A 20,134-nucleotide genomic window follows, 5' to 3' on the forward strand; every position below is an offset into this window, starting at 1 on the left:
GACATCCGCCTGACAATGCCAGACGAACAATTTGCTCTCATCCGTGGCTCTTCGCATTCATCCGGCTTTGGTGTAGGGGCTCGCCATGACTGGCCTGGACCAAAACATCGGTGGCGAAAGCAAAACCTTGACGGGGGCCGGCCGCAATCTCGTCATCGTAAGGGCCGGCGACAACTCTCTCCATCGCGGATGGGGTGCGGGCGATCCAGGATGCGCGTTTGATCTGATCGTCAGTTACTACGGCTCCGCCCCGTCGGCATTTCGGCAGCCCCATGAAAACAGGGTCGACTACACCGGCGGCAAGTGGGATGGCCTCCACGCCTTGCTCGTTCAGAAGCCGGAACTCCTTGATCGCTACCAGTATATCTGGTTTCCGGATGATGACCTGGAAGCAGACCGGACAACGATCGAGGCGATGTTCGCCAACATGAGACGGCTCGACCTGCACATTGCACAGCCGGCGCTGACGCCGGACAGCTATTACAGCCATCTGCCGTTTCTGCGTTCCAAGAGTTTCGAATTTCGTCTGATCGACAAGGTCGAGGTCATGGCTCCGTGCATGAGAGCGGACGTGGCGTCCAAGATGCTACCTCTTTTCAAGGAATCCATGAGTGGGTTCGGTCTTGACCTCTTGTGGACGAGACTTGCCAAGCAGAATCTCGGAAAATCGGCTGTCTTCGACGCCTTGCCTATCCGCCACACGCGGCCAGTTGGAAATCATCTGGCGGCAGCGATGCTCAAGTCCGGCCGCACGCCCGAGGCGGAATACCGCCAGCTGGCGATGCGATATGGCTTCGGCGAGTTCTTTCCACTGTCTTATGGCGCCGTCGACCACGCAGGCAGACGCTGGCGATCGCGATCCATGATCGGCCTGCGCATGATGGCCGACTACTTTGGGGAGCGAAAGGATTTCCGGAGGGCCTTTCGGCCGAAGAAGCTGTTGTGGCGCTTTCTGCGCAGGCAATGCGCCGAACCGATCGACCTGTCGCAGATCGTACTCGACGCATGAGGACGACAGCGCCGCGAACAGACAAGGCTTTTATCGGGGAAGCCGACATCCTCATAGTCGGCGCGGGTTTCTATGGCGCAACGCTTGCCGAGCGGATCGCCACGCAACTCGGCCGGCGCGTGCTGGTGATCGACCGACGCCGGCATATCGGCGGCAATGCCTATACCGAACAAGATCCCGCCACCGGCGTCGAGGTTCATCGCTATGGACCGCACCTTTTCCACACATCCAACGAGGACGTCTGGAACTACCTGCGCGGCTTCACCGATTTTACAGCCTATCGCCATCGTGCGTTCTCGACCTATCGCGACAAGGTCTATCCGCTGCCGATCAACCTCGCCACGATCTGCCAGTTCTTCGGCAAGCGGCTGAGCCCGAACGAAGCACGTAGCCTGATTGCCGGGCAAGCAGCCGAGCTTGGCGACCGCCAGCCGGCCAATCTCGAGGAGAAGGCGATCTCCCTCGTTGGCCGTCCCCTCTACGAGGCTTTCATCAAGGGCTACACCGCCAAGCAATGGCAAACGGACCCGCGCGACCTGCCGGCGCAGATCATCGCCCGCTTGCCGGTCCGCTACACATTCGAGGATGGCTATTTCAACGACCGCTTCCAAGGTCAGCCTGTCGACGGCTATACGGCGATCTTCGAAAAGATGCTCGCACACGAGCTCATCGAAGCACGGCTTGGCGTCGATTTCTTCGATATCAAACCCTCGCTGCCGAAGGACCTGCCGGTTGTCTACACCGGTCCAATCGACCGCTATTTCGACCACTCGGAGGGCGAACTCGGCTGGCGAACCATCGATATCGATCTCCAGGTCATGGACACGCCGGACCATCAGGGCACGGCGATCATGAACTATGCCGACGAAGCCGTGCCCTACACCCGCGTCGTCGAATTCAGGCATTTCAATCCGGAACGCCAGCACAAGAGCGACAAGACGCTCATCGGTCGCGAGTATTCCCGTTTTGCCGGCCGCACCGACGAACCCTATTATCCGATCGACACACGCCGGGATCAGGCGATTTACCGTCGCTATCTCGAACGGGCCGCAGCAGAGAGAAACCTGCATCTCGGAGGACGGCTGGGCACCTATCGGTACCTCGACATGCATCAGGCGATCGGCGCGGCGCTGAAGGCTTTCGAAACCGTGTTCGAACCCTATTTCACCGGCAGGCTTGATTCTCTTTCGCGGTTGCCATGACGGGCCGCAAGATTTTGAATCCTCAGGCTAATGCCGCCGACTTGCTGCCAGTCACAATCTGCCGCCGGAACCATTCGAAGGTGCGCCGAATCCCGTCCTGATAGCCGATCGTTGCCTCCCATCCGGGAAGAACCTGCCTTGCCAGGGTCAGGTCCGGGCACCGGTTTGTCGGATCCTGCGGGAAAGGCGCATGGTGTTCGATGCGGCTGCCCGGAACCAGCGAGCAGACGAATTTCGCGGTCTCGAGAACCGAGATCTCGCGGTTGTTGCCGATGTTCAGGGGACCCCGGTGCGAGATCAAGTCGCGCCAGAAGAACCGCTCCAGGCCATCGACGATGTCGTCGACATAACCCCAGCTGCGCGACTGGGAACCGTCGCCATAGACGGTGAGGATTCCCGTCGTCAGAGCCTGACTGATAAAATTCGAAACGGCGCGGCCGTCATCGACGCGCGTTCGCGGGCCATAGGTGTTGAACAGCCTGACGATGCGGACATCGAGCCCGCTGACGCGCTGTTCTTCAAACAGTAGCGCCTCGGTGCAGCGCTTGCTCTCGTCATAGGAAGCCCTTGGCCCGGTGCAGTCCACGGACCCCCGGTAGCTTTCCGGTTGCGGCGACACCACGGGATCGCCATAGACTTCCGAGGTCGAGGCAAAGCAGAAGCGACCGCCGGGCTTTAGCAGCGACAGAAGATTGAGCGCGCCGCCTATGTTGGCCCTGATCGTGCGGGCCGGCTCGCGCATGTACCATACGGGCGAAGCCGGTGACGCCAGATGGATGATCTCATCGAAATGCTGGCCGGCCGTGAAGCTTTCGGCATCGGCGATCTGCAGGTTGAACCGCGGATCCGCGACATGGGCTATGTTGTCGCGCAATCCGGTCCATAGATTGTCGACAACGACCAGCTTTTCCATATCATTGCGCCGCAGCAGGCGATCGACGAGATGAGAGCCGATGAAGCCGCAGCCACCAGAAACCAACACGCTGCGCTGCATGTGCACTCCCCTCCAGAAACACGGCCGATCAACGCGCCGCAAGGTTGTTTCCCAAGGGTGATGGGAACAGGGTCCTATCCAGATCCGAGCAGTCTTCTACCAGTGCTTTCATCGATGCCGCAATTGCAACGATCAAACTTGTGTTGCGCCAGCCGGTGATCGGTTACCAAGGGATGAACTGCATGCAGGCGAAGGACCGGGCGACGGCGGTACTTGCATGGCCTTCAGTGAGCGGATTTCGCGCTCTACAGCGCCCTTTGCGGGCAACGCATTCCGATGGCATCGCCGCAGCGTGACGCTGTGGGCAGCGGTCTGATGCTCATCTCTTCCGACTGGCGCACTAGCTCGGCGAAGATCAGCGCGAAGCCGCCCAGCATGACAAAAACGATGATCAGGCGTGTTACCGGCAATATCTCGGCCTCATCTGGCTGGTGCGTGCCCCCGAACATCAGGATGTTCCCAGGGATCATGCGCACAGGTCAAAAGTGCCACAGCGCCCATTTGCCATCCCGAAGGATATGGCGGTACTGCGGGCGCCCCCACGCCATTCATGCCGGCTAACATGATCGATCCGGCTTTACGAGAGTTTAAGCTCCGTCTTAACCATCACATTCATTCGTGCCCTGTCATGAAAAGCGATCCGCCTGCCCGGACGTCGCTGTCGCCGCTTTGTCGGCTCGCACAACGGCTCTCTTTGCAGACCCGCCCGCCCCATGCTACCCCGACGCTGGCGCGGCCGGACCTGCCACCGCCAATCGGTCGCGATCGGGGAGCCATGAGCACAGCCGCCAACAGCATCGCCTTCGTTTCGTCCGACACAGCAGACGCCAAGGCGGCGCTGGAAAGCCTGTCGGCACGCTACGGCCAATGTCCGGTCGCGGAGGCCGCGGTCGTGGTCGCCCTTGGCGGCGACGGTTTCCTGCTGCAGACCTTGCGCGACACGATGGGAACAGGAAAGTGGGTCTACGGCATGAACCGGGGCACAATCGGATTCCTGATGAACGAGTATCGTTCCGGCGGGCTCACCGAACGCATCGCGGCCGCCGTCGCCGAAACGATCCGCCCGCTGGAGATGCTGGCCGTCACCTCGGAGGGGGAAACGGTTTCAGCGCTGGCGATCAACGAGGTGGCGCTTTGGCGCCAGTCCTACCAGACGGCCAAGATTCGCATCAGCATCGATGAGCAGATACGGCTCGAAGAGCTGAACTGCGATGGCGTCATGATCGCGACGCCGGCCGGGTCGACCGCCTACAATCTCTCCGCGCACGGGCCGATCCTGCCCCTCGACGCGCCGTTACTGGCGCTCACACCGGTCAGCCCGTTTCGCCCGCGCCGTTGGCGTGGCGCATTGCTTTCCAACAAGGCGACCGTGCGCTTCGATATTCTGGAACCGGAAAAGCGGCCGGTGAACGCCGCCGCCGACCACACGGAGGTCAAGGCGGTGACCTCTGTAACGGTGCGGGAATCGCCGGCAGCAACGGCGACCTTGCTGTTTGATCCCAATCACTCCTGGAACGAACGCATCCTGGCCGAACAGTTCCGTTACTGAGCCGGCACAAAGACGGGCGGCCGGATTAAGCATCGCGATTAAGGTTACGACTTCACAATCGTGCCAATGCCGCCCGTTTCTGTTGACAAATCGCGGGCTTGCGCCTAATCGCAATGCCAATCTTGCAGGCGCGTGGCGCTTGCCGCGACAAACGCCGTTGCGCTTCCCCGAACCAGCCAAAGACAACAACACTTGTCCTCAGACACCACGATCGCTCAAGAAGCGTTGACCTTCGCAGACCTAGGCCTGTCGCCGAAGGTCCTTTCCGCAGTCACCGACGCCGGCTACACGCAGCCGACGCCGATCCAGGCCGGTGCCATTCCGCACGCTCTGCTCGGCAAGGATATTTTGGGCATCGCCCAGACCGGCACCGGCAAAACAGCTTCCTTTGTGCTGCCAATGCTGACCCGCCTCGAAAAAGGCCGGGCTCGCGCCCGCATGCCGCGCACACTGATCCTGGAGCCGACGCGCGAGCTCGCCGCACAGGTCGAAGAGAATTTCATCAGATACGGCAAGAACCACAAGCTCAACATCGCGCTTTTGATTGGCGGCGTGTCCTTCGATGAACAGGACAAGAAGCTGGAACGCGGCGCCGACGTGCTGATCGCGACCCCTGGCCGCCTGCTCGATCACCGCGAGCGCGGTAAGCTTTTGCTCAACGGCGTCGAGATCCTCGTCATCGACGAGGCCGACCGCATGCTCGACATGGGCTTCATCCCCGATATCGAGCGCATCTGCGAGATGATCCCGTTCACCCGGCAGACATTGTTCTTCTCGGCGACGATGCCGCCGGAAATCACCAAGCTCACTGAAAAATTCCTGCACGCGCCGGTGCGCGTCGAGGTTTCCAAGGCTGCGTCGGCTGCCACCAACATCATCCAGCGGCTGGTGAAATCCGGCTCGAAGCCTTGGGACAAGCGCGAGACGCTGCGCAACCTGATCAAGGCCGAAGACGCGGAACTGAAGAACGCTATCATCTTCTGCAACCGCAAGATCGAGGTGTCGGAACTGTTCCGCTCGCTGCTGAAGCATGATTTCGATGCCGGTGCGCTGCATGGCGACATGGACCAGCGCGCGCGCATGCAAATGCTGGCCAATTTCCGCGACGGCAAACTTCGCTATCTCGTGGCGTCCGACGTCGCCGCGCGCGGCCTCGACATCCCCGATGTCAGCCACGTCTTCAACTATGACGTGCCTATCCATGCCGAGGACTATGTCCACCGCATCGGCCGCACCGGCCGCGCCGGGCGCTCGGGCAAGTCCTTCACCATCGCAACCAAGTCCGACACCAAGTACATCGACGCCATCGAACGGCTGATCGGCAACAAGATCGAATGGCATGACGGCGACCTGTCGACCGTGGTCGCCAGCGAAGGTGGTGAAGACGACGCTCCGCGCCGGGGCAAAGGCGCGCCGCGTCGCGCCGGCCGCAAGGACGAGGACCGCAAGGACCGGGGCGAGCGCAAGAGAAGCGGCGAACGCCGCGCGAAGCATAGCGAAGAGGCCGTCCCGGCCGTCGCCCAGCAGGATCAGCAGGCCGATGTGATCGAGGCGCCTGTCGCCGACATGGGCGAACGGCGCGCGCGCAAGGAAGCGATTCGTTCGGAAAACGGCGAGCGCAAGACGTCCGATCGCAACGAGCAGCGCGCACCGGAGCGTGGCGACACCAGGCCGCAGCGCAGCAACGCCCGCCCTGCCCGCCATCACCAGGAAGACAACGACGCCACGGTCGGCTTCGGCGACGACATGCCGGCTTTCATGAAGATCGTCGCCAAGGTCTGAGCCCCGTCCGCTTTGGAAGGCAAGCCAGCGATCCGGCTTGCCTTCGCAGTAAGCTTCAGGCTCGGCTCGGCCGTTACATCGGACCGGGCATCATCTTGGTCGGTTTCTCCAGCATCGGAAACTCGGCCTTGGTGCATTTCACGTTCGGGTTCGTCGGGCTGAACATGCCGTTCGGATTGTCCCTGAACAGCCATGCGTGAAGATCGTAGTGGACGAACTCTCTCGGAATGAGCGGATAGTGTCCCTCCATTGGACCCATGAAGGTTTGGCCAAACAGCTTCGGCGGCGCTTTGACGTCCGGCGTCAGCGGCACCAGCCATTCCACACCGACCAACTTCAAGCCTTTCTTGGTCGGCTCGTAGATCAGCACGTTCGGCTTCATCGGGTCGAGTTTCTGGCCGACACTGGGAACGTTGACGAAATGGATGCCCATGGCGCCTTTCGGGTATTCCATAGAGCCCGCTATCTTTTCTCCGCTATAGTAGACGCAGCCGACGGTCGACAGATAGAGGTCGCGAACGGCGGCGGTGTAGTCTTCATATTTGGCGAGCGACTTTTTCAAGGCATCGATGTCGGCCTTGTTGGCGTCCTCGGCCCAAGCCGTAGCGACCCCCAACCATGCGCCCACAACACCGGTCAAAACGAGGACGCCGCCGCGCCCAAGGCCTGTTCTTGTCATGCATTCCTCCCAGACTTTCTGATCTGGCCGTGCAAGACCGAGGCGAAAAAATGCTTATAGCGCAGCCAGTTGTACCGCCTCATCCCCTCTGGAATGGGACGACGCTATTCCTTTCCATGACTGCGGGAAAGTCGTTATTTAGAACCCGCTAATTCTCTGGCGCCGTGTCTGAAGAGTAGAGCGTCGACGTCCCTCAAATAAAGACGGCCCCTTGCGGGGCCGTTTTCGTTTTTCAGATCGATATCGCTCAGGTGAGCGGCGACAGCTGGATTTCGACGCGGCGGTTCTGCTCGCGGCCGGCGGCCGTCGCATTGGATGCGATGGGCCGCGTCTTGCCGAAGCCGGTGACGGCGAAGCGGCGCTGATCGACGCCCTGACCGGACAGATAGTTGGCGACCGCCAATGCCCGACGCTGCGACAGATCAAAATTGTGCTGTTCGCCACCGGTCGAATCGGTATGACCGAACACGTCGACAGTCGTCTGGCGGAACTTCTTCAGCACCAGTGCAACGGAATTCAGGACCGGATAGAAGCCGGGCTTCACCGCATCCTGATCGATATTGAAGGTGATATCCGACGGCATGTTGAGGATGATCTGGTCGCCGCTGCGAGTGACGCTGACGCCGGTGCCCTGGAGCTGCCGGCGCAGCTCAGCCTCGTTCTGATCCATGGTGGCGCCGATGGCGCCGCCGGCCAGCGCGCCGATGCCGGCACCGATCAGCGCGTTGCGGCGGTCATTGCCACCGGCAAGAAGGCCAAGGCTGGCACCCGCGAGGGCACCAAGGCCGGCACCCGCAGCCGTGTTCGAAATCTTCTGATCGCCCGTATACGGATCGGTGGTGGTGCAAGCGCTCACGAGCAGAGCCGTCGCCACGACGACGAGCACGGTCTTCTTCATAGATGGTCCCTCTCCAAGTCGCGCCTTTTCGGCGCCAAATCAGCCCTTCCCGCGACTTGTACCATGAATTGCGGCGAAAAGCGGAACAGGAAAGGCGCCTGCAACGGCTTTTCCCAGGATCGGTTGCGTGACGAACCGCGTTGGCCACCTACCAGAGATTCTTGCCGTCGATGACCACCACTTCCAGCTTGTCGAGATCGAAATCATCGAACAATCGCGAATTGACACTGATCTTGGGATTGTCGAAATCCGGCTCGCCGGTCGACCAGTCCGGTGTTTCGGTGAAGGTACCGCAGCCGCAGGTGGGGCAAAAACCATGCTTTACGGTTTTCGAGCCCCATTGATAGAAGGAAACGTTCTTCAGTGGCGTGATGAGCTTGAACTGCGACGGGATGTAATAGGCCCAGAGCGAGCCGCGCTTCGAGCAGAACGAACAGGTGCATTGCGTCACCGTCCGCGGCGCCTCAGAAACCTCGAATGTCGTCGCCTTGCAGTGGCAGCTTCCCTTGATGGTCATCAACATCACCTCTCCATTGTCCGCCACCCAGCGGCAAGGCACCATAAAGAGGCGATCCTGACAACTGTCCGTCAGCAGGCTTTGTCGGCAAACAGCGACTTCAGGTCAGACGGTCCAGGTCCAGTCGATCGGGTAGTTGAAAATCGGGGTGAACGTCACGCCGACTGCCTCCATATCCCTGCGGCCGTCGACGACCATCTCCTTCAGCCGGTCCAACTGTGCTGCATGCTCGTCGGTGTCCCAGACACTGACTTGCACGATCGAGCCCTTCGGCGAGACGCCGGCATAGAAGTGAAGGAGCCCCGGCAGCCGTCTGATGGCCGGGATTATGTACTGCGAGGTCTTCTTGCTCGCCGCGTCGACCTCGGCGAACCGGCTCGGATCGTAGCTGGCGCGCGAGACGCGCACGACTGCGGTTGCCGGTAATGACTCGGCCATGGTGATTCTTTCAGTCACAGGGAATCCTGTCTCCTGGCAATTCCGTTATGGTCTAGCATCCGTTTACGACAACCGAAACGCCGAGACTGTGCTCGCTGCGATCGGCATCGCAGCCGCTGTCTCCTCCTGATTATGAGTCCAGGCCTTAATAGGACTGTGGCGGCACGAACAGGCAGATGGTCTTGCCGGCATCGAGCCCGGCCTCGTGCGCGCACCAATGGAACTCGCCGTCGGGCAAGTCCTTGATCCGTCTGTCGCTGTAGGCCAGCACCTCGCCGGTGTCCTTGATGACATAGCCTTCGGGGCGTTCGCTGATCGAGGTCTGCGATACCTCGTGGCAATCGTAATTGGCGCAGCAGGCGAATGGATAACTCCAACCTTGCGGCTTGGCCGCGGTCGGCTTGGCGTCATGCGCCAGGGCCGGCGCCGACACGACCGCGATTACACAGGCAGCACATAGCGGTAGGAGAAGCTGGCCAACCGTCTGAACGGCGATGGCCGATCTGGAACTGGCAGCAAACATGGGAACGTTCCTTTCAAACGAGGTTCAAGCGTTTTTGCTTGCCCGTTCCCGGAACGTGTCTTCCCAGTGGCCGGATCGTCAGCAGATATGCCGCGACCGGCCATAAATGCTTTTGTCTCCTCCTCCTTCGATGGTGAGCCGATTTATGAGTTGGCGCAAGACGAGATCCCGGTCACCACGCCTGCCGGGTGGATCGATCAGGCTAGGTTGCGTGTCCTTCAAACTGCGGGAGATCGTCGTTGATTGTGTACCACGGTGCCTTGGAGCCGACAAAGATGTGCATTGTCGGTCGGATTGCCGGAGCATCGACGAGCGTTCCCATGGCGACATGGGCGAAAGCGCCCTCGCGTACAATCGAATAGAGTAATGAACCGCACAGCTTGCAGTGGGTATCGTGGTTGGCGCGCTCGTCGCCAAAGATCATGAGGTCGCGAGCGCCGTTGGTGAGGCTGAGCTTGGCGCGTTCGATGCCGGCGAATGGCTTGAAGGCCGAACCGGTCGAACGCCGGCAATTCGAACAATGGCAATTGGCGGCATAGACGAACTCGTCAGCCACCGCGTATTGAACCGCGCCGCAAAGGCATTTCCCGGCGAGCTTGTTGCCGGTTGTTGTTTGCCGGTTCGTCATCCGCTGATCCTCTCCGCGAGGCTTGACGGTGCATCGGGATCCAGCCCAAGCCAACCCGCCTGGGCCTGGCAGTCTTAGTCCAGATCGGCCACGGCTTCGCCCGCGCCACCCTCGATGCGTTGCGACAGCGAGGCTTCCATGAAATCGTCGAGGTCGCCATCGAGCACGCTCGACGGGCTGGTGCTTTCAACGCCGGTGCGCAGATCCTTCACCAGCTGATAGGGCTGCAGCACATAGGAGCGGATCTGGTGACCCCAACCGATGTCGCTCTTCGACGCCTCGGTGGCGTTGGCGACGGCCTCGCGCTTCTTCAGCTCTTCCTCGTAGAGGCGCGAACGCAGCATCTCCCAGGCCTTCGCCTTGTTCTTGTGCTGCGAGCGTTCAGCCTGGCAGGCGACCGCAATGCCGGTCGCGATATGGGTGATGCGCACAGCCGAATCGGTGGTGTTGACGTGCTGGCCACCCGAACCGGACGAGCGATAGGTGTCGATGCGCACATCCGATTCCGAAACATCGATCTCGATCCTGTCATCGACGACTGGATAGACCCAGACGCTGGAGAAGGACGTATGGCGACGCGCATTGCTGTCATAGGGAGAAATGCGCACCAGGCGGTGGACGCCCGATTCCGTCTTCAGCCAGCCATAGGCATTGTGGCCCTTGATCAGCAGCGTGGCGGATTTGATGCCGGCCTCTTCGCCGTCATGAACTTCCAGCACCTCGACCTTGAAGCGGCGACGTTCGGCCCAGCGCGTATACATGCGCAACAGCATCGAGGCCCAGTCCTGGCTTTCGGTGCCGCCGGCGCCGGCATGAACTTCGAGATAGGTGTCGTTGGCGTCGGCTTCACCCGACAGCAGCGTCTCGACCTGGCGGGCCTTGGCCTCGCCCTGCATCGAGCGTATCGCGGCTTCGGCCTCTGCCACGATACCTTCGTCGCCTTCTTCCTCGCCAAGCTCTATCAGGCCGATATTGTCTTCGAGCGCTTGGGTGAAACGCTTGACCGCTGTGATGCCATCTTCGAGACCCTGGCGTTCGCGCATCAGCTTCTGCGCTTCCAGCGGTTCGTTCCAGAGGCTGGCGTCCTCGGCGCGGACGTTCAGGTATTCAAGCCGCTTTATGGCCTGATCCCAGTCAAAGATGCCTCCTCAGCAGGGTTATCGCCTGCCTGATCTCGTCGACAATATTCTGCGTTTCCGCGCGCATGGCCTGGTATTTTGTCCTGTTGCTGAAGTGACACTTCGGTCGGCGCGATACATAGGGACGGCGCCGCCACGTGTAAAGCGAAATGGGCCGGCCTGAGGCCAGCCCAGCGGTCGGCATCTGGACCCGTCAGTAGAGGCCGCCGCCGCCATCCTGAATGGCCTGGTTGGCCTGCGGCGACAGCGGACCGCCCGATGCGTTGGAGCCGTCGGCGCCCATGCCGATCACCCAATAGCTGTCGGCGGGACCGGTGCCCGGCTTGAAGGCCTCGATGATGGTGCCCGCATCACCCGACGTAGCACGCATGCCGGTCTTGCGGTTGATGGCTATCAGGTTCATGCCGTCGGGAACCTTGAAGTCGACATTGGGCGTACCGTCCAGCGCCACGCGCATGAAATCCTTGAAGATCGGGGCGGCGAGACCGCCGCCGGTGGCGCCATGGCCAAGGCCGCGCGGCGTGTCGTAGCCCATATAGAGGCCGACCACGAGGTTCGGCGTGTAGCCGATGAACCAGGCGTCCTTCTCGTCGTTGGTGGTGCCGGTCTTGCCGGCGATGTGACGGCCCAGTTCACCGATGGTGGCGCCGGTGCCGCGCTGCACCACGCCTTCCATCATCGATGTGATCTGGTAGGCGGTCATCGGATCGAGCACCTGCTCGGAATTGTCGACCAGTTCCGGCTCCGGCTGGTTCTTCCATTCCGGCGCGTTGCAGCCTTCGCAGCCACGCTCATCCTGCTTGAACACGGTCTTGCCGTAGCGGTCCTGGATGCGGTCGATCAGCGATGGTTTGATGGACTTGCCGCCATTAGCCATGATCGAATAGGCCGAAACCATGCGCATGACGGTCGTCTCGCCGGAGCCCAGCGCCATTGGCAGATACGGCGCCAGATGATCGTAGACGCCGAAGCGCTCGGCATATTCGACGACCAGCTTCATGCCCATATCGTTGGCAAGCCGCACCGTCATCAGGTTGCGCGATTTTTCGATACCGGAGCGCAGGGTTGCCGGTCCGGCGACCGTGCCGTCATAGTTCTTCGGCGTCCAGGTCGTGTTGCCGCTCTGGATGGTGATCGGCCCGTCCATGATCACCGAGGCCGGCGTATAGCCATTGTCCAGTGCGGCCGAATAGACGATCGGCTTGAACGAGGAACCCGGCTGGCGCATCGCCTGGGTGGCGCGGTTGAATTCCGACTGCGAATAGGAGAAGCCGCCGACCATGGCGAGCACACGGCCTGTATGCGGATCCATGGCGATCAGGCCGCCTTCCACTTCGGGAACCTGGCGCAGGCTGTAGGCATTCTCGGAGCCTTCGTTCTTCTGAACGAAAATCACGTCGCCAGGCTTCAGCACTTCGGCCGGCGACTTGGCCTTGACGGTCTTGCCATCGACCAGATGGCGCATGGCAAAGCCCATGTCGTCCTTGCTGACAGTGCCTTCGACACGTTCCTTGACGATCTCGCCCGACGCCTGGCGCGCCGGCTGCAAGCCGATCGAGAGGCCGGTCGCGGAACTGTCGAGCACGACGGCCAGCGACCATTCGGGAACGTCTTCCAGGCCTTTGACAGCCCCCAGCGGGACGCCCCAGTCGCTCGACACATCAATCGACGTCACCGGTCCGCGATAGCCGCGCAGCGTGTCGTATTTCATCAGGCCGTTCTGCATCGCCTTGCGGGCAATGAGCTGAACCTTGGGATCAAGGGTGGTGCGAATGGAAAGACCGCCCTCATAGAGCGCATTCTCGCCATAGCGGGCGATGATCTGGCGACGGACCTCTTCGGTGAAGTACTCGCCCGCGAACAGATACGAGCCGGTGCGACGTGGGGCGACACCAAGCGGCTCGGCCTTCGCCTTCGCACCCTCTTCGGGGGTCACGTAACCGTTCTCGACCATCTGGCCGATGACCCAGTTTCGCCGCTCGATCGCGCGATCGGCATGCTTGAAGGGATTGTAGTTGGCCGGACCTTTTGGCAGCGACGCCAGATAAGCGGCCTCGGCCACGGTCAGTTCGTTCACCGATTTGTCGAAATAGGTCAGTGCGGCGCCGGCGACGCCATAGGCGTTGAAGCCGAAAAAGATTTCGTTGAGGTAGAGCTCCAGGATACGATCCTTGGAATAGGCCTGTTCAATGCGGAACGAAAGAATGGCTTCCTTGACCTTGCGTTCCAGAGAGCGCTCGTTGGTGAGAAGGAAGTTCTTGGCAACCTGTTGGGTGATCGTCGAACCACCCTGCATCGGCCCACCCGAAACATAGGTGAGCACCGCGCGGCCCAGACCCGTTATATCCACGCCGGGATGGCTGTAGAAGTTCTTGTCCTCGGCGGACAGGAAGGCCGCCTTGACGCGATCCGGGATCGCCTGGATCGGCAGATACAGGCGCCGTTCACGCGCGTACTCCGCCATCAGCGAACCATCCGAGGCATGGATGCGGGTGGTCACCGGCGGCTCGTACTTGGCCAGCACTTCGTAGTCAGGCAGATCCTTTGCTACATGGCCGATGTAAAGCGCAACGCCCGCCGCGACCAGCAGCGCCAGCGTCGTACCGACGCCGAAGAAATAGCCAATGAGACGAATCATACCCGCTCCAGTCCTTGGTTCGGGAGTTTCCTAAACGAAGCCGCCTTCCACGCAAGCTTTCGAGCCGGTCCCAATCCGTAATCGAAAACCCATGTCGCCACCATGTGGACAAAATACGGCAAGGCCTGATTTCGTGACCATGCGCCAGAAATAAAGGCACCGGGTGTTGTCAACGCGCAACGCCGCCCCCTGGTTGCAGGCGTCGCCAGACATGTCAGCCCCCGGCTGCCGTTCCGGCACGGGCCAAAGCAAACAGCGCGACGGCGTTGGTTATGCTTTGCGCAGCCTTGTCGCGCCATTCGGCGTCGAGCAGCTGCGCCTCGTCCTTGGCATTCGAGAGATAGCCGAGTTCGACCAGCACGGATGGCACGTCCGGCGCCTTCAGCACCTTGAACCCCGCGGAACGTTGCGGATTGTTGATGAGGCCGACGCTGGTCGACAGCTGGCCGACCAGCGTGTGGGCGAAACTCATCGAGAAAGTGTGCGTCTCGCGGCGGATCAGGTCGATCAGGATGTCGGTGACTTCCTTGTTATCGTCCTTGATGACCATGCCGGCGAACTGGTCGGAGAGATTTTCACGGTCGGCAAGCGCCTGCGCCTGCGGATCCGACGCCTTGTCGGAGACCGTATAGACGGTGGCGCCGCGGATGCCCTTGACGCTGATTGTGTCGGCATGGATCGAAATCAGCAGATCGGCCTCGTGCTGGCGGGCGATGCGCACCCGGTCGTCCAGGCGCAGATACTCATCGGTGTCGCGGGTCATGAAGACATCGTATTTGCCAATAGCCGTGAGCTTGTCGCGCAGCTCCGTGGCGAAGGCCAGCGTGACATTCTTCTCGATGGTGCCGTTCAGGCCCTCGGCGCCGCCGTCGATGCCGCCATGGCCGGGGTCGATGACGACGGTGAAGCGATGGCCCGGATTGGAGACCGGCCCGGTGCCAACGCGCCCGCCCTTGTCGGTCGAAACCGTCGATCCCGTGGTCAGCGCCTGGTTGGCAAGGGCCACGTCGAACTCTCGCTCGGAGGCGGCCGACATGTCGATGGCAATGCGGTAGCCGGTTCCGTCCTCATTCTTGAGCACATCCAGCTTGTCGACAGCAAATGGCCCCTTGCCGGTAAGGATCAGCCGCGAAACGCCCTCGCCGAGTTCGCCCAGGCGCACGCCCTTGACCAAGCCGCGCGGCTTCAAGTCCTTGGCATCGATGGCCAGCCTCGTATTCGCCAGGTCGATAACCAGACGATTGGGCCCGCGCAGCAGGAACCATTTGATGTCAGGCTCGCGATCGAAATCCAGGACGATGCGCATCTTGGTGGCATCGCCCGCCATCTTGTAGTCTTTTGCCACCAGCGGCGCGTCGGCGGCGTTGGCAACAGGGGAAAAGGCCTGGGAAATCGCCACCAGCAGCAGCAGGCAGAAAGCGCCAAGAATCCGGCCGCCAACACGACATCCCTTGTCTGTGAAGTCTGCCAGTCCCATTTCTCTTCCAGTCGCTCCGGTTTGGCGCCAGGCGCCCGCTCGTTTCGTCGAAGTGCCGGTTACGCCGCGAACTCGATTAACGATTGGTATCCAGAGAAGGTTAACCAAGCCTTTTCACAGGGATCGGAACCCAGACTTACGCTGCGGAACTGCTTTTTGCCGGCATCGGAAATCGGGGTTGCCTTCCAACCCGCCAAATCATAAAAGCGATAGTGGATCACTGCAATCCTGGAACCGCCCTCCTCCGCAGCTTCCTGCTACAGGGTCAGATGAAAGGCGGCTCCTTTCGCTTCACGCGAAAAGGGTTCAGGTGATTGCGACGAATTTCGCAGGCGTGCTCCCGTGGCGGGGGAATCGCCTGCGTGAGGAAAACGGCCGGGTTTGTTCCCGCGCCGGCTCTGTATGAGCAAACAAGCTGGTCCGGTTTCCGGGCTTTGGTTCAAAAGGTTCTGCTGGTGACGATGGCTTCAAGCGCAATCATGGAAAGGTCCGCATCAAACCGCGCCAATATGGCTGCGGGCGGCACCGCCATGGCGCGCAGGCACCGTCCGGCGGACATTCAGACATCCGGCACCCACACTCCAGACACGCAGCGGCGGGCTTCATTGCCTTGCAAGCTGCGGCTGACGGCTGCCGGGAGGAAACGAAATAATGCCCAACAAAATGCTGATAGACGCCTCCCACCCGGAGGAAACACGCGTTGTCGTCGTACGCGGTAATCGTATCGAAGAATTCGACTTTGAATCCCAGGACAAGAAGCAGCTCAAAGGAAACATCTACCTCGCTCGCGTAACGCGCGTCGAACCTTCCCTTCAGGCAGCCTTTGTCGAATATGGCGGCAACCGTCACGGTTTCCTCGCCTTCAGTGAAATACACCCCGACTACTACCAGATTCCGGTCGCCGACCGTCAGGCGCTGCTGCGCGCGGAAGCGCAGGAAGCCGAGGACGAAGAGGATGAGGACGGTGACGGCGATGACCGCCAGAGCCGCGATCGCGGACGGCGCGGGCGCCGGCGCGGCGGCAAGAGCCGCGACCGGGCCGAGCACAAGCGCGATGCAGGCGAAGGCTCCGGCGAGCCAGGCGAAGGCAGCGACAATGGCGACATCGTTGTCGAGGAAATTTCCCACACCTCCGAGATCATCGAACACGCAGCCGATACATCGGAACATCCCGATACCTCCGGACATGCCGATACATCCGGCCATGATGAAGGTTCCGCCGAGCAGGACGAAACCGAAACCCGCGAGGGTGGCCCGACATCGATCGCCGCCGCGGTCGAAGGCGATGTGATTTCCGAACCCGTCTCGCAGACGGAACAGGGCACTGAAGCAACGTCCGGCGACAATGATCGCGGGATGCTGGAGGAAGTACAGTCCTCGCATCCCGATGACCACGAGGTCGAATCGGTCGGCGCCGAGGATGCGCTGGAAGAAGTGCGCAATCGCCGCAAGCCGGTGCGCCGCCAGTACAAGATCCAGGAAGTGATCAAGCGCCGGCAAATCCTGCTGGTGCAGGTCGTCAAGGAAGAGCGCGGCAACAAGGGCGCCGCGCTGACCACCTATCTGTCGCTTGCCGGCCGCTATTCGGTGCTGATGCCCAACACGGCGCGCGGCGGCGGTATTTCGCGCAAGATCACCAGCGCGGTCGACCGCAAGCGCCTCAAGGAGGTGGTTGCCGATCTCGAAGTGCCGCAAGGCATGGGCGTCATTCTGCGCACCGCCGGCGAGAGCCGCACCAAGGCCGAGATCAAGCGCGACTACGAATATCTGATGCGGTTGTGGGAAAATGTCCGCAACCTCACGCTTCAATCCACGGCCCCTGCCCTCGTCTATGAAGAAGGCAGCCTGATCAAGCGTTCGGTGCGCGACCTCTACAACAAGGATATCGACGAGATTCTTGTCTCGGGCGAGGAAGGCTACCGCGAGGCCAAGGACTTCATGCGCATGCTGATGCCGAGCCACGCCAAGGTGGTTCAGCCGTTCCGCGACACGACGCCGATCTTCGTGCGCAACGGCATCGAAGCACAGCTCGACCGCATGCTGCAGCCGCAAGTGACGCTCAAGAGCGGCGGCTACATCATCATCAACCAGACCGAGGCACTGGTTGCCATCGACGTCAATTCGGGCCGCTCCACCAAGGAGCACTCGATCGAGGACACCGCGCTTCACACCAATCTGGAAGCAGCTGAAGAAGTCGCGCGTCAGCTCAGGTTGCGCGATCTCGCCGGCCTGATCGTCATCGACTTCATCGACATGGAGGAGAGCCGCAACAACCGCTCCGTCGAGAAGCGGCTGAAGGATCACCTCAAGAACGACCGTGCGCGAATCCAGGTCGGCCGCATCTCGCATTTCGGCCTGATGGAGATGTCGCGCCAGCGCATCCGCGCCAGCGTGCTGGAATCGACCATGAAGCCGTGCCCGCATTGCGGCGGCACCGGCCATGTCAGGTCCGATTCGTCGGTCGCGCTGATGGTGGTGCGGGCGATCGAGGAATTTCTGCTCAAGGATTCGCGCAGCCACATCACGGTGCGGACCCCGGCAGCGACCGCACTCTACGTGCTCAACCACAAGCGCGGCACGCTGGTGGAACTCGAAAGCCGCTTCGGCCTGACCATCACGATCGAGGCCGACGACACGGTTGGTGCCCAGCACTATGCCATCTTCCGCGGCGCGCTGGCTGAAAAGCCGGAAGGCTTTGTCGAGGCGCGCAGCTTCCCGGCCTATGTCGAGCCGGAAGAGCCCGAGGATGAGATTGTCGTCGTCGAGGAAGATGACGAGGTGCCGGCACAGGCCGAGCAGCCACGCCAGCAGCCGCAGCAGCAACAGCCGCGGCCCGCAGCCGGTGGCGAGGACGGCGAAGGCCGTGACCGCAAGCGCCGCAAGCGTCGCAGACGCCGCGGCGGCAAGGACCGTGACCGCGAGCATGGCGCGCCGACGGATGGCTCGTCCATCTCCGCTCCGGCCGGCGATTTCGCCGAATCGGCGGAAGACGCGGATAATGACGAGACCGAAACGGACGATGCCGCTCCGGTCACGGCCAGCGAGTTCTGATGAAGCAGTGCAGGCTTCGGATGATGGCCAGGGCAAGAAGCGCCGTCGCGGCAAGCGCGGCGGCAAGCGCAATCGTCGCGAGGACGGTGAAGGCGAGACCGAGGCAGGTGCCGAGGAAACGACCGAGCCTTCCCAGGCAGATGCTTCGGAAAGCGAACCTGCGTCGATCGAGCCGCTGGTTGCTGCTGCCGTGGAAGAGCCGGTCGTTGCGGTGAGCGAAGAGGTGCCGAGCACCGAGAAGCCCAAGCGGGCGCGCCGCCCTGCCAAGCCGAAGAAGGCGGCCGCCGAGGCCGTCGCCGAAACGGCTGTTGTCGAAGCGGCTGCAGAAACGCCGGTCGAAGCTCCGGTGGCCGTCGCCGAGGAAACAGTGGCTGCGGCCGTTGCGGAAGAGCCTGCCAAGGCCCGGCCGTCACGACGCAAGCCGGCAGCCATCGATGCGCCTGTCGTGCCGGTGGTTTCCTCGACCGTCGCCGATGAACCGGAAGCCAAGGCCGAAGAAAAACCGAAGCGCGCCGGCTGGTGGCAGCGGAAGGGCTTTTTCTAAGCTTTTCAACTGGTTGAGTTGATATTCTGACAAAAAGAATCCCGCGCCGGTCGAAAGACGGCGCGGGATTTTTCATGTCTGACAGGTTGCGCTGCGCTATGGCGCGAAGATCGACCAGTTCATCATCCTGGCCAGCTTCTCCAGCGCGATCGAACCCAGCTTGGAATTGCCGTTGGCGTTGAGACCCGGTGACCAGACGGCGAGCGAGGCGACGCCCGGCACGATGCCCAGTATGCCACCGCCGACGCCGCTTTTTCCCGGAATGCCGACACGGAAAGCGAAATCGCCGGAGCCGTCATAGTGGCCACAGGTCAGCATCATGGCGCCAATGCGTCGCGCCCGCTCGGCCGACACCACGGAATGCCCGGTCGCCGGGTTCTTGCCGCCATTGGCGAGGAAGCGGCCCGCCATCGCCAGCTGCCGGCAGCTCATGGCAATGGCGCAGTGGTGGAAATAGACGCCCAGCGCAAGTTCCGGCGCATGATGGAGATTGCCGAAGGATTTCATGTAGTTGGCGAGCGCGAAATTACGATAGCCGGTGGCCCGCTCGGACGCGGCGACCTCACGGTCGATGATAACGCTCTCGTCGTCGGCGAGGAACTGGATGAAGCGCAGGATTTCGCCGATCGCCTCGCGCGGCTGGTGGCCGGCAAGCAGGATGTCGGAAACAACGATGGCGCCGGCATTGATGAATGGGTTGCGCGGAATGCCGTTCTCGTGCTCGAGTTGGACGATAGAATTGAACGGATTGCCTGATGGCTCGCGCCCGACCCGCTTCCACAACGCGTCGCCGACATTGCCAAGCGCCAGCGTCAAGGTGAACACTTTCGAGATGCTCTGGATGGAGAAAGGCTGGTCGGCATCGCCCGCCATCAGCACACGGCCGTCATTGGTGACGGCGGCGATACCGAATTTCCTCGGATCGACCTTGCCCAGTTGCGGAATGTAGGTGGCGACATCGCCGCGATCGGTACGCTCGGCCATTTCGGCGGCGACTTCGGCCAATGCTTGATCAAGTTTGAGGGCTTGATCAAGTTTGGGGGCCTGTTCGAGTTCGGGCATGGTG

At 61.5% G+C, this 20,134-nt stretch carries 18 protein-coding genes; 6 read left to right on the forward strand and 12 right to left on the reverse strand.

All coding sequences use genetic code 11. The features are described from left to right. Positions 1 to 85 precede the first annotated feature (85 nt). Together ACZYHG_RS24175 and glf are read left to right on the forward strand one after the other, a co-directional pair. Positions 86 to 1,009, forward strand: coding sequence for a hypothetical protein (locus ACZYHG_RS24175; protein WP_464610676.1), 924 nt, complete (start codon positions 86 to 88; stop codon positions 1,007 to 1,009). Beyond that, positions 1,006 to 2,211, forward strand: a complete 1,206-nt coding sequence (gene glf, locus ACZYHG_RS24180) for a UDP-galactopyranose mutase (protein WP_464610677.1) — start codon at positions 1,006 to 1,008, stop codon at positions 2,209 to 2,211. Before ACZYHG_RS24175 ends, glf begins: the two co-directional genes overlap by 4 nt. 22 nt (positions 2,212 to 2,233) lie before the next feature. Here the strand turns inward: glf and ACZYHG_RS24185 are convergent, their stop codons facing one another. Both ACZYHG_RS24185 and ACZYHG_RS24190 read right to left on the reverse strand, forming a co-directional pair. After that, the gene (locus ACZYHG_RS24185) at positions 2,234 to 3,205 is read right to left on the reverse strand and encodes an NAD-dependent epimerase/dehydratase family protein (RefSeq protein WP_464610678.1); all 972 of its coding nucleotides are present in this window, start codon (positions 3,203 to 3,205) and stop codon (positions 2,234 to 2,236) included. Positions 3,206 to 3,450: 245 nt separating this feature from the next. Then, positions 3,451 to 3,654: a hypothetical protein gene (locus ACZYHG_RS24190; RefSeq protein WP_464610679.1), complete on the reverse strand. Its 204-nt coding sequence runs from the start codon at positions 3,652 to 3,654 to the stop codon at positions 3,451 to 3,453. Positions 3,655 to 3,980: 326 nt separating this feature from the next. On the opposite strand from ACZYHG_RS24190, the gene ACZYHG_RS24195 reads away from it, so the two are divergent. Next, positions 3,981 to 4,754, forward strand: a complete 774-nt coding sequence (locus ACZYHG_RS24195) for an NAD kinase (protein WP_464614776.1) — start codon at positions 3,981 to 3,983, stop codon at positions 4,752 to 4,754. Positions 4,755 to 4,946: 192 nt separating this feature from the next. Then, a complete protein-coding gene (locus tag ACZYHG_RS24200; RefSeq protein ID WP_464610680.1) occupies positions 4,947 to 6,536 on the forward strand; it encodes a DEAD/DEAH box helicase in 1,590 nt (529 codons plus the stop codon). Positions 6,537 to 6,609: 73 nt separating this feature from the next. Here ACZYHG_RS24200 and ACZYHG_RS24205 read toward each other — a convergent pair whose 3' ends face one another. The 9 genes from ACZYHG_RS24205 to ACZYHG_RS24245 form a co-directional block, all read right to left on the reverse strand. Further along, positions 6,610 to 7,215, reverse strand: coding sequence for a hypothetical protein (locus ACZYHG_RS24205; protein WP_464610681.1), 606 nt, complete (start codon positions 7,213 to 7,215; stop codon positions 6,610 to 6,612). A 247-nt stretch (positions 7,216 to 7,462) separates the two neighbouring features. After that, positions 7,463 to 8,113, reverse strand: a complete 651-nt coding sequence (locus tag ACZYHG_RS24210; protein WP_027028786.1) for a YiaD family glycine zipper/OmpA-like lipoprotein — start codon at positions 8,111 to 8,113, stop codon at positions 7,463 to 7,465. 148 nt (positions 8,114 to 8,261) lie between these two features. Beyond that, positions 8,262 to 8,630 (reverse strand): GFA family protein, encoded by a 369-nt coding sequence (locus tag ACZYHG_RS24215; protein WP_464614777.1) that lies wholly within the window; start codon positions 8,628 to 8,630, stop codon positions 8,262 to 8,264. Between the two features lie 105 nt (positions 8,631 to 8,735). Then, a complete protein-coding gene (locus ACZYHG_RS24220; RefSeq protein ID WP_027028784.1) occupies positions 8,736 to 9,086 on the reverse strand; it encodes a hypothetical protein in 351 nt (116 codons plus the stop codon). 127 nt (positions 9,087 to 9,213) lie between these two features. Then, positions 9,214 to 9,591: a hypothetical protein gene (locus ACZYHG_RS24225; RefSeq protein WP_464610682.1), complete on the reverse strand. Its 378-nt coding sequence runs from the start codon at positions 9,589 to 9,591 to the stop codon at positions 9,214 to 9,216. Between the two features lie 202 nt (positions 9,592 to 9,793). Beyond that, positions 9,794 to 10,219 carry a GFA family protein gene (locus ACZYHG_RS24230; RefSeq protein WP_464610683.1) on the reverse strand — a complete coding sequence of 142 codons (426 nt, stop codon included), beginning with the start codon at positions 10,217 to 10,219 and terminating at the stop codon, positions 9,794 to 9,796. 74 nt (positions 10,220 to 10,293) lie between these two features. After that, positions 10,294 to 11,425, reverse strand: a protein-coding gene (prfB, locus tag ACZYHG_RS24235; protein ID WP_464610684.1) for a peptide chain release factor 2 whose coding sequence is annotated in 2 segments (ribosomal slippage) — positions 10,294 to 11,358 and positions 11,360 to 11,425 — 1,131 coding nt in all. Because the reading frame shifts where the segments join, the coding sequence is not laid out codon by codon here. Between the two features lie 126 nt (positions 11,426 to 11,551). Beyond that, positions 11,552 to 13,996: a penicillin-binding protein 1A gene (locus tag ACZYHG_RS24240; RefSeq protein WP_027028780.1), complete on the reverse strand. Its 2,445-nt coding sequence runs from the start codon at positions 13,994 to 13,996 to the stop codon at positions 11,552 to 11,554. Between the two features lie 214 nt (positions 13,997 to 14,210). Further along, entirely contained in the window at positions 14,211 to 15,473 is a 1,263-nt protein-coding gene (locus ACZYHG_RS24245; protein WP_464610685.1) for an N-acetylmuramoyl-L-alanine amidase, read from the reverse strand. Positions 15,474 to 16,124: 651 nt separating this feature from the next. Between ACZYHG_RS24245 and ACZYHG_RS24250 the strand changes: the two genes are divergently transcribed. Together ACZYHG_RS24250 and ACZYHG_RS24255 are read left to right on the forward strand one after the other, a co-directional pair. Further along, complete coding sequence (locus tag ACZYHG_RS24250; protein WP_464610686.1) at positions 16,125 to 18,524, forward strand: Rne/Rng family ribonuclease; 2,400 nt, start codon at positions 16,125 to 16,127, stop codon at positions 18,522 to 18,524. Positions 18,525 to 18,531: 7 nt separating this feature from the next. Beyond that, positions 18,532 to 19,068, forward strand: coding sequence for a hypothetical protein (locus ACZYHG_RS24255; RefSeq protein WP_464610687.1), 537 nt, complete (start codon positions 18,532 to 18,534; stop codon positions 19,066 to 19,068). 96 nt (positions 19,069 to 19,164) lie between these two features. Here ACZYHG_RS24255 and ACZYHG_RS24260 read toward each other — a convergent pair whose 3' ends face one another. Next, positions 19,165 to 20,130: a glutaminase gene (locus ACZYHG_RS24260; RefSeq protein WP_464610688.1), complete on the reverse strand. Its 966-nt coding sequence runs from the start codon at positions 20,128 to 20,130 to the stop codon at positions 19,165 to 19,167. Positions 20,131 to 20,134: the final 4 nt, after the last annotated feature.

Source organism: Mesorhizobium subarcticum, assembly GCF_055456085.1.

Bases quoted from the DNA above. Each gene is read 5' to 3' on its own strand.
- ACZYHG_RS24245 (WP_464610685.1), bottom strand. From the start codon at position 15,473: ATGGGACTGGCAGACTTCACAGACAAGGGATGTCGTGTTGGCGGCCGG.
- ACZYHG_RS24240 (WP_027028780.1), bottom strand. From the start codon at position 13,996: ATGATTCGTCTCATTGGCTATTTCTTCGGCGTCGGTACGACGCTGGCG.
- glf (WP_464610677.1), top strand. From the start codon at position 1,006: ATGAGGACGACAGCGCCGCGAACAGACAAGGCTTTTATCGGGGAAGCC.
- ACZYHG_RS24225 (WP_464610682.1), bottom strand. From the start codon at position 9,591: ATGTTTGCTGCCAGTTCCAGATCGGCCATCGCCGTTCAGACGGTTGGC.
- ACZYHG_RS24230 (WP_464610683.1), bottom strand. From the start codon at position 10,219: ATGACGAACCGGCAAACAACAACCGGCAACAAGCTCGCCGGGAAATGC.
- ACZYHG_RS24175 (WP_464610676.1), top strand. From the start codon at position 86: ATGACTGGCCTGGACCAAAACATCGGTGGCGAAAGCAAAACCTTGACG.
- ACZYHG_RS24205 (WP_464610681.1), bottom strand. From the start codon at position 7,215: ATGACAAGAACAGGCCTTGGGCGCGGCGGCGTCCTCGTTTTGACCGGT.
- ACZYHG_RS24195 (WP_464614776.1), top strand. From the start codon at position 3,981: ATGAGCACAGCCGCCAACAGCATCGCCTTCGTTTCGTCCGACACAGCA.
- ACZYHG_RS24260 (WP_464610688.1), bottom strand. From the start codon at position 20,130: ATGCCCGAACTCGAACAGGCCCCCAAACTTGATCAAGCCCTCAAACTT.
- ACZYHG_RS24210 (WP_027028786.1), bottom strand. From the start codon at position 8,113: ATGAAGAAGACCGTGCTCGTCGTCGTGGCGACGGCTCTGCTCGTGAGC.
- ACZYHG_RS24250 (WP_464610686.1), top strand. From the start codon at position 16,125: ATGCCCAACAAAATGCTGATAGACGCCTCCCACCCGGAGGAAACACGC.
- ACZYHG_RS24215 (WP_464614777.1), bottom strand. From the start codon at position 8,630: ATGACCATCAAGGGAAGCTGCCACTGCAAGGCGACGACATTCGAGGTT.
- ACZYHG_RS24185 (WP_464610678.1), bottom strand. From the start codon at position 3,205: ATGCAGCGCAGCGTGTTGGTTTCTGGTGGCTGCGGCTTCATCGGCTCT.
- ACZYHG_RS24190 (WP_464610679.1), bottom strand. From the start codon at position 3,654: ATGTTCGGGGGCACGCACCAGCCAGATGAGGCCGAGATATTGCCGGTA.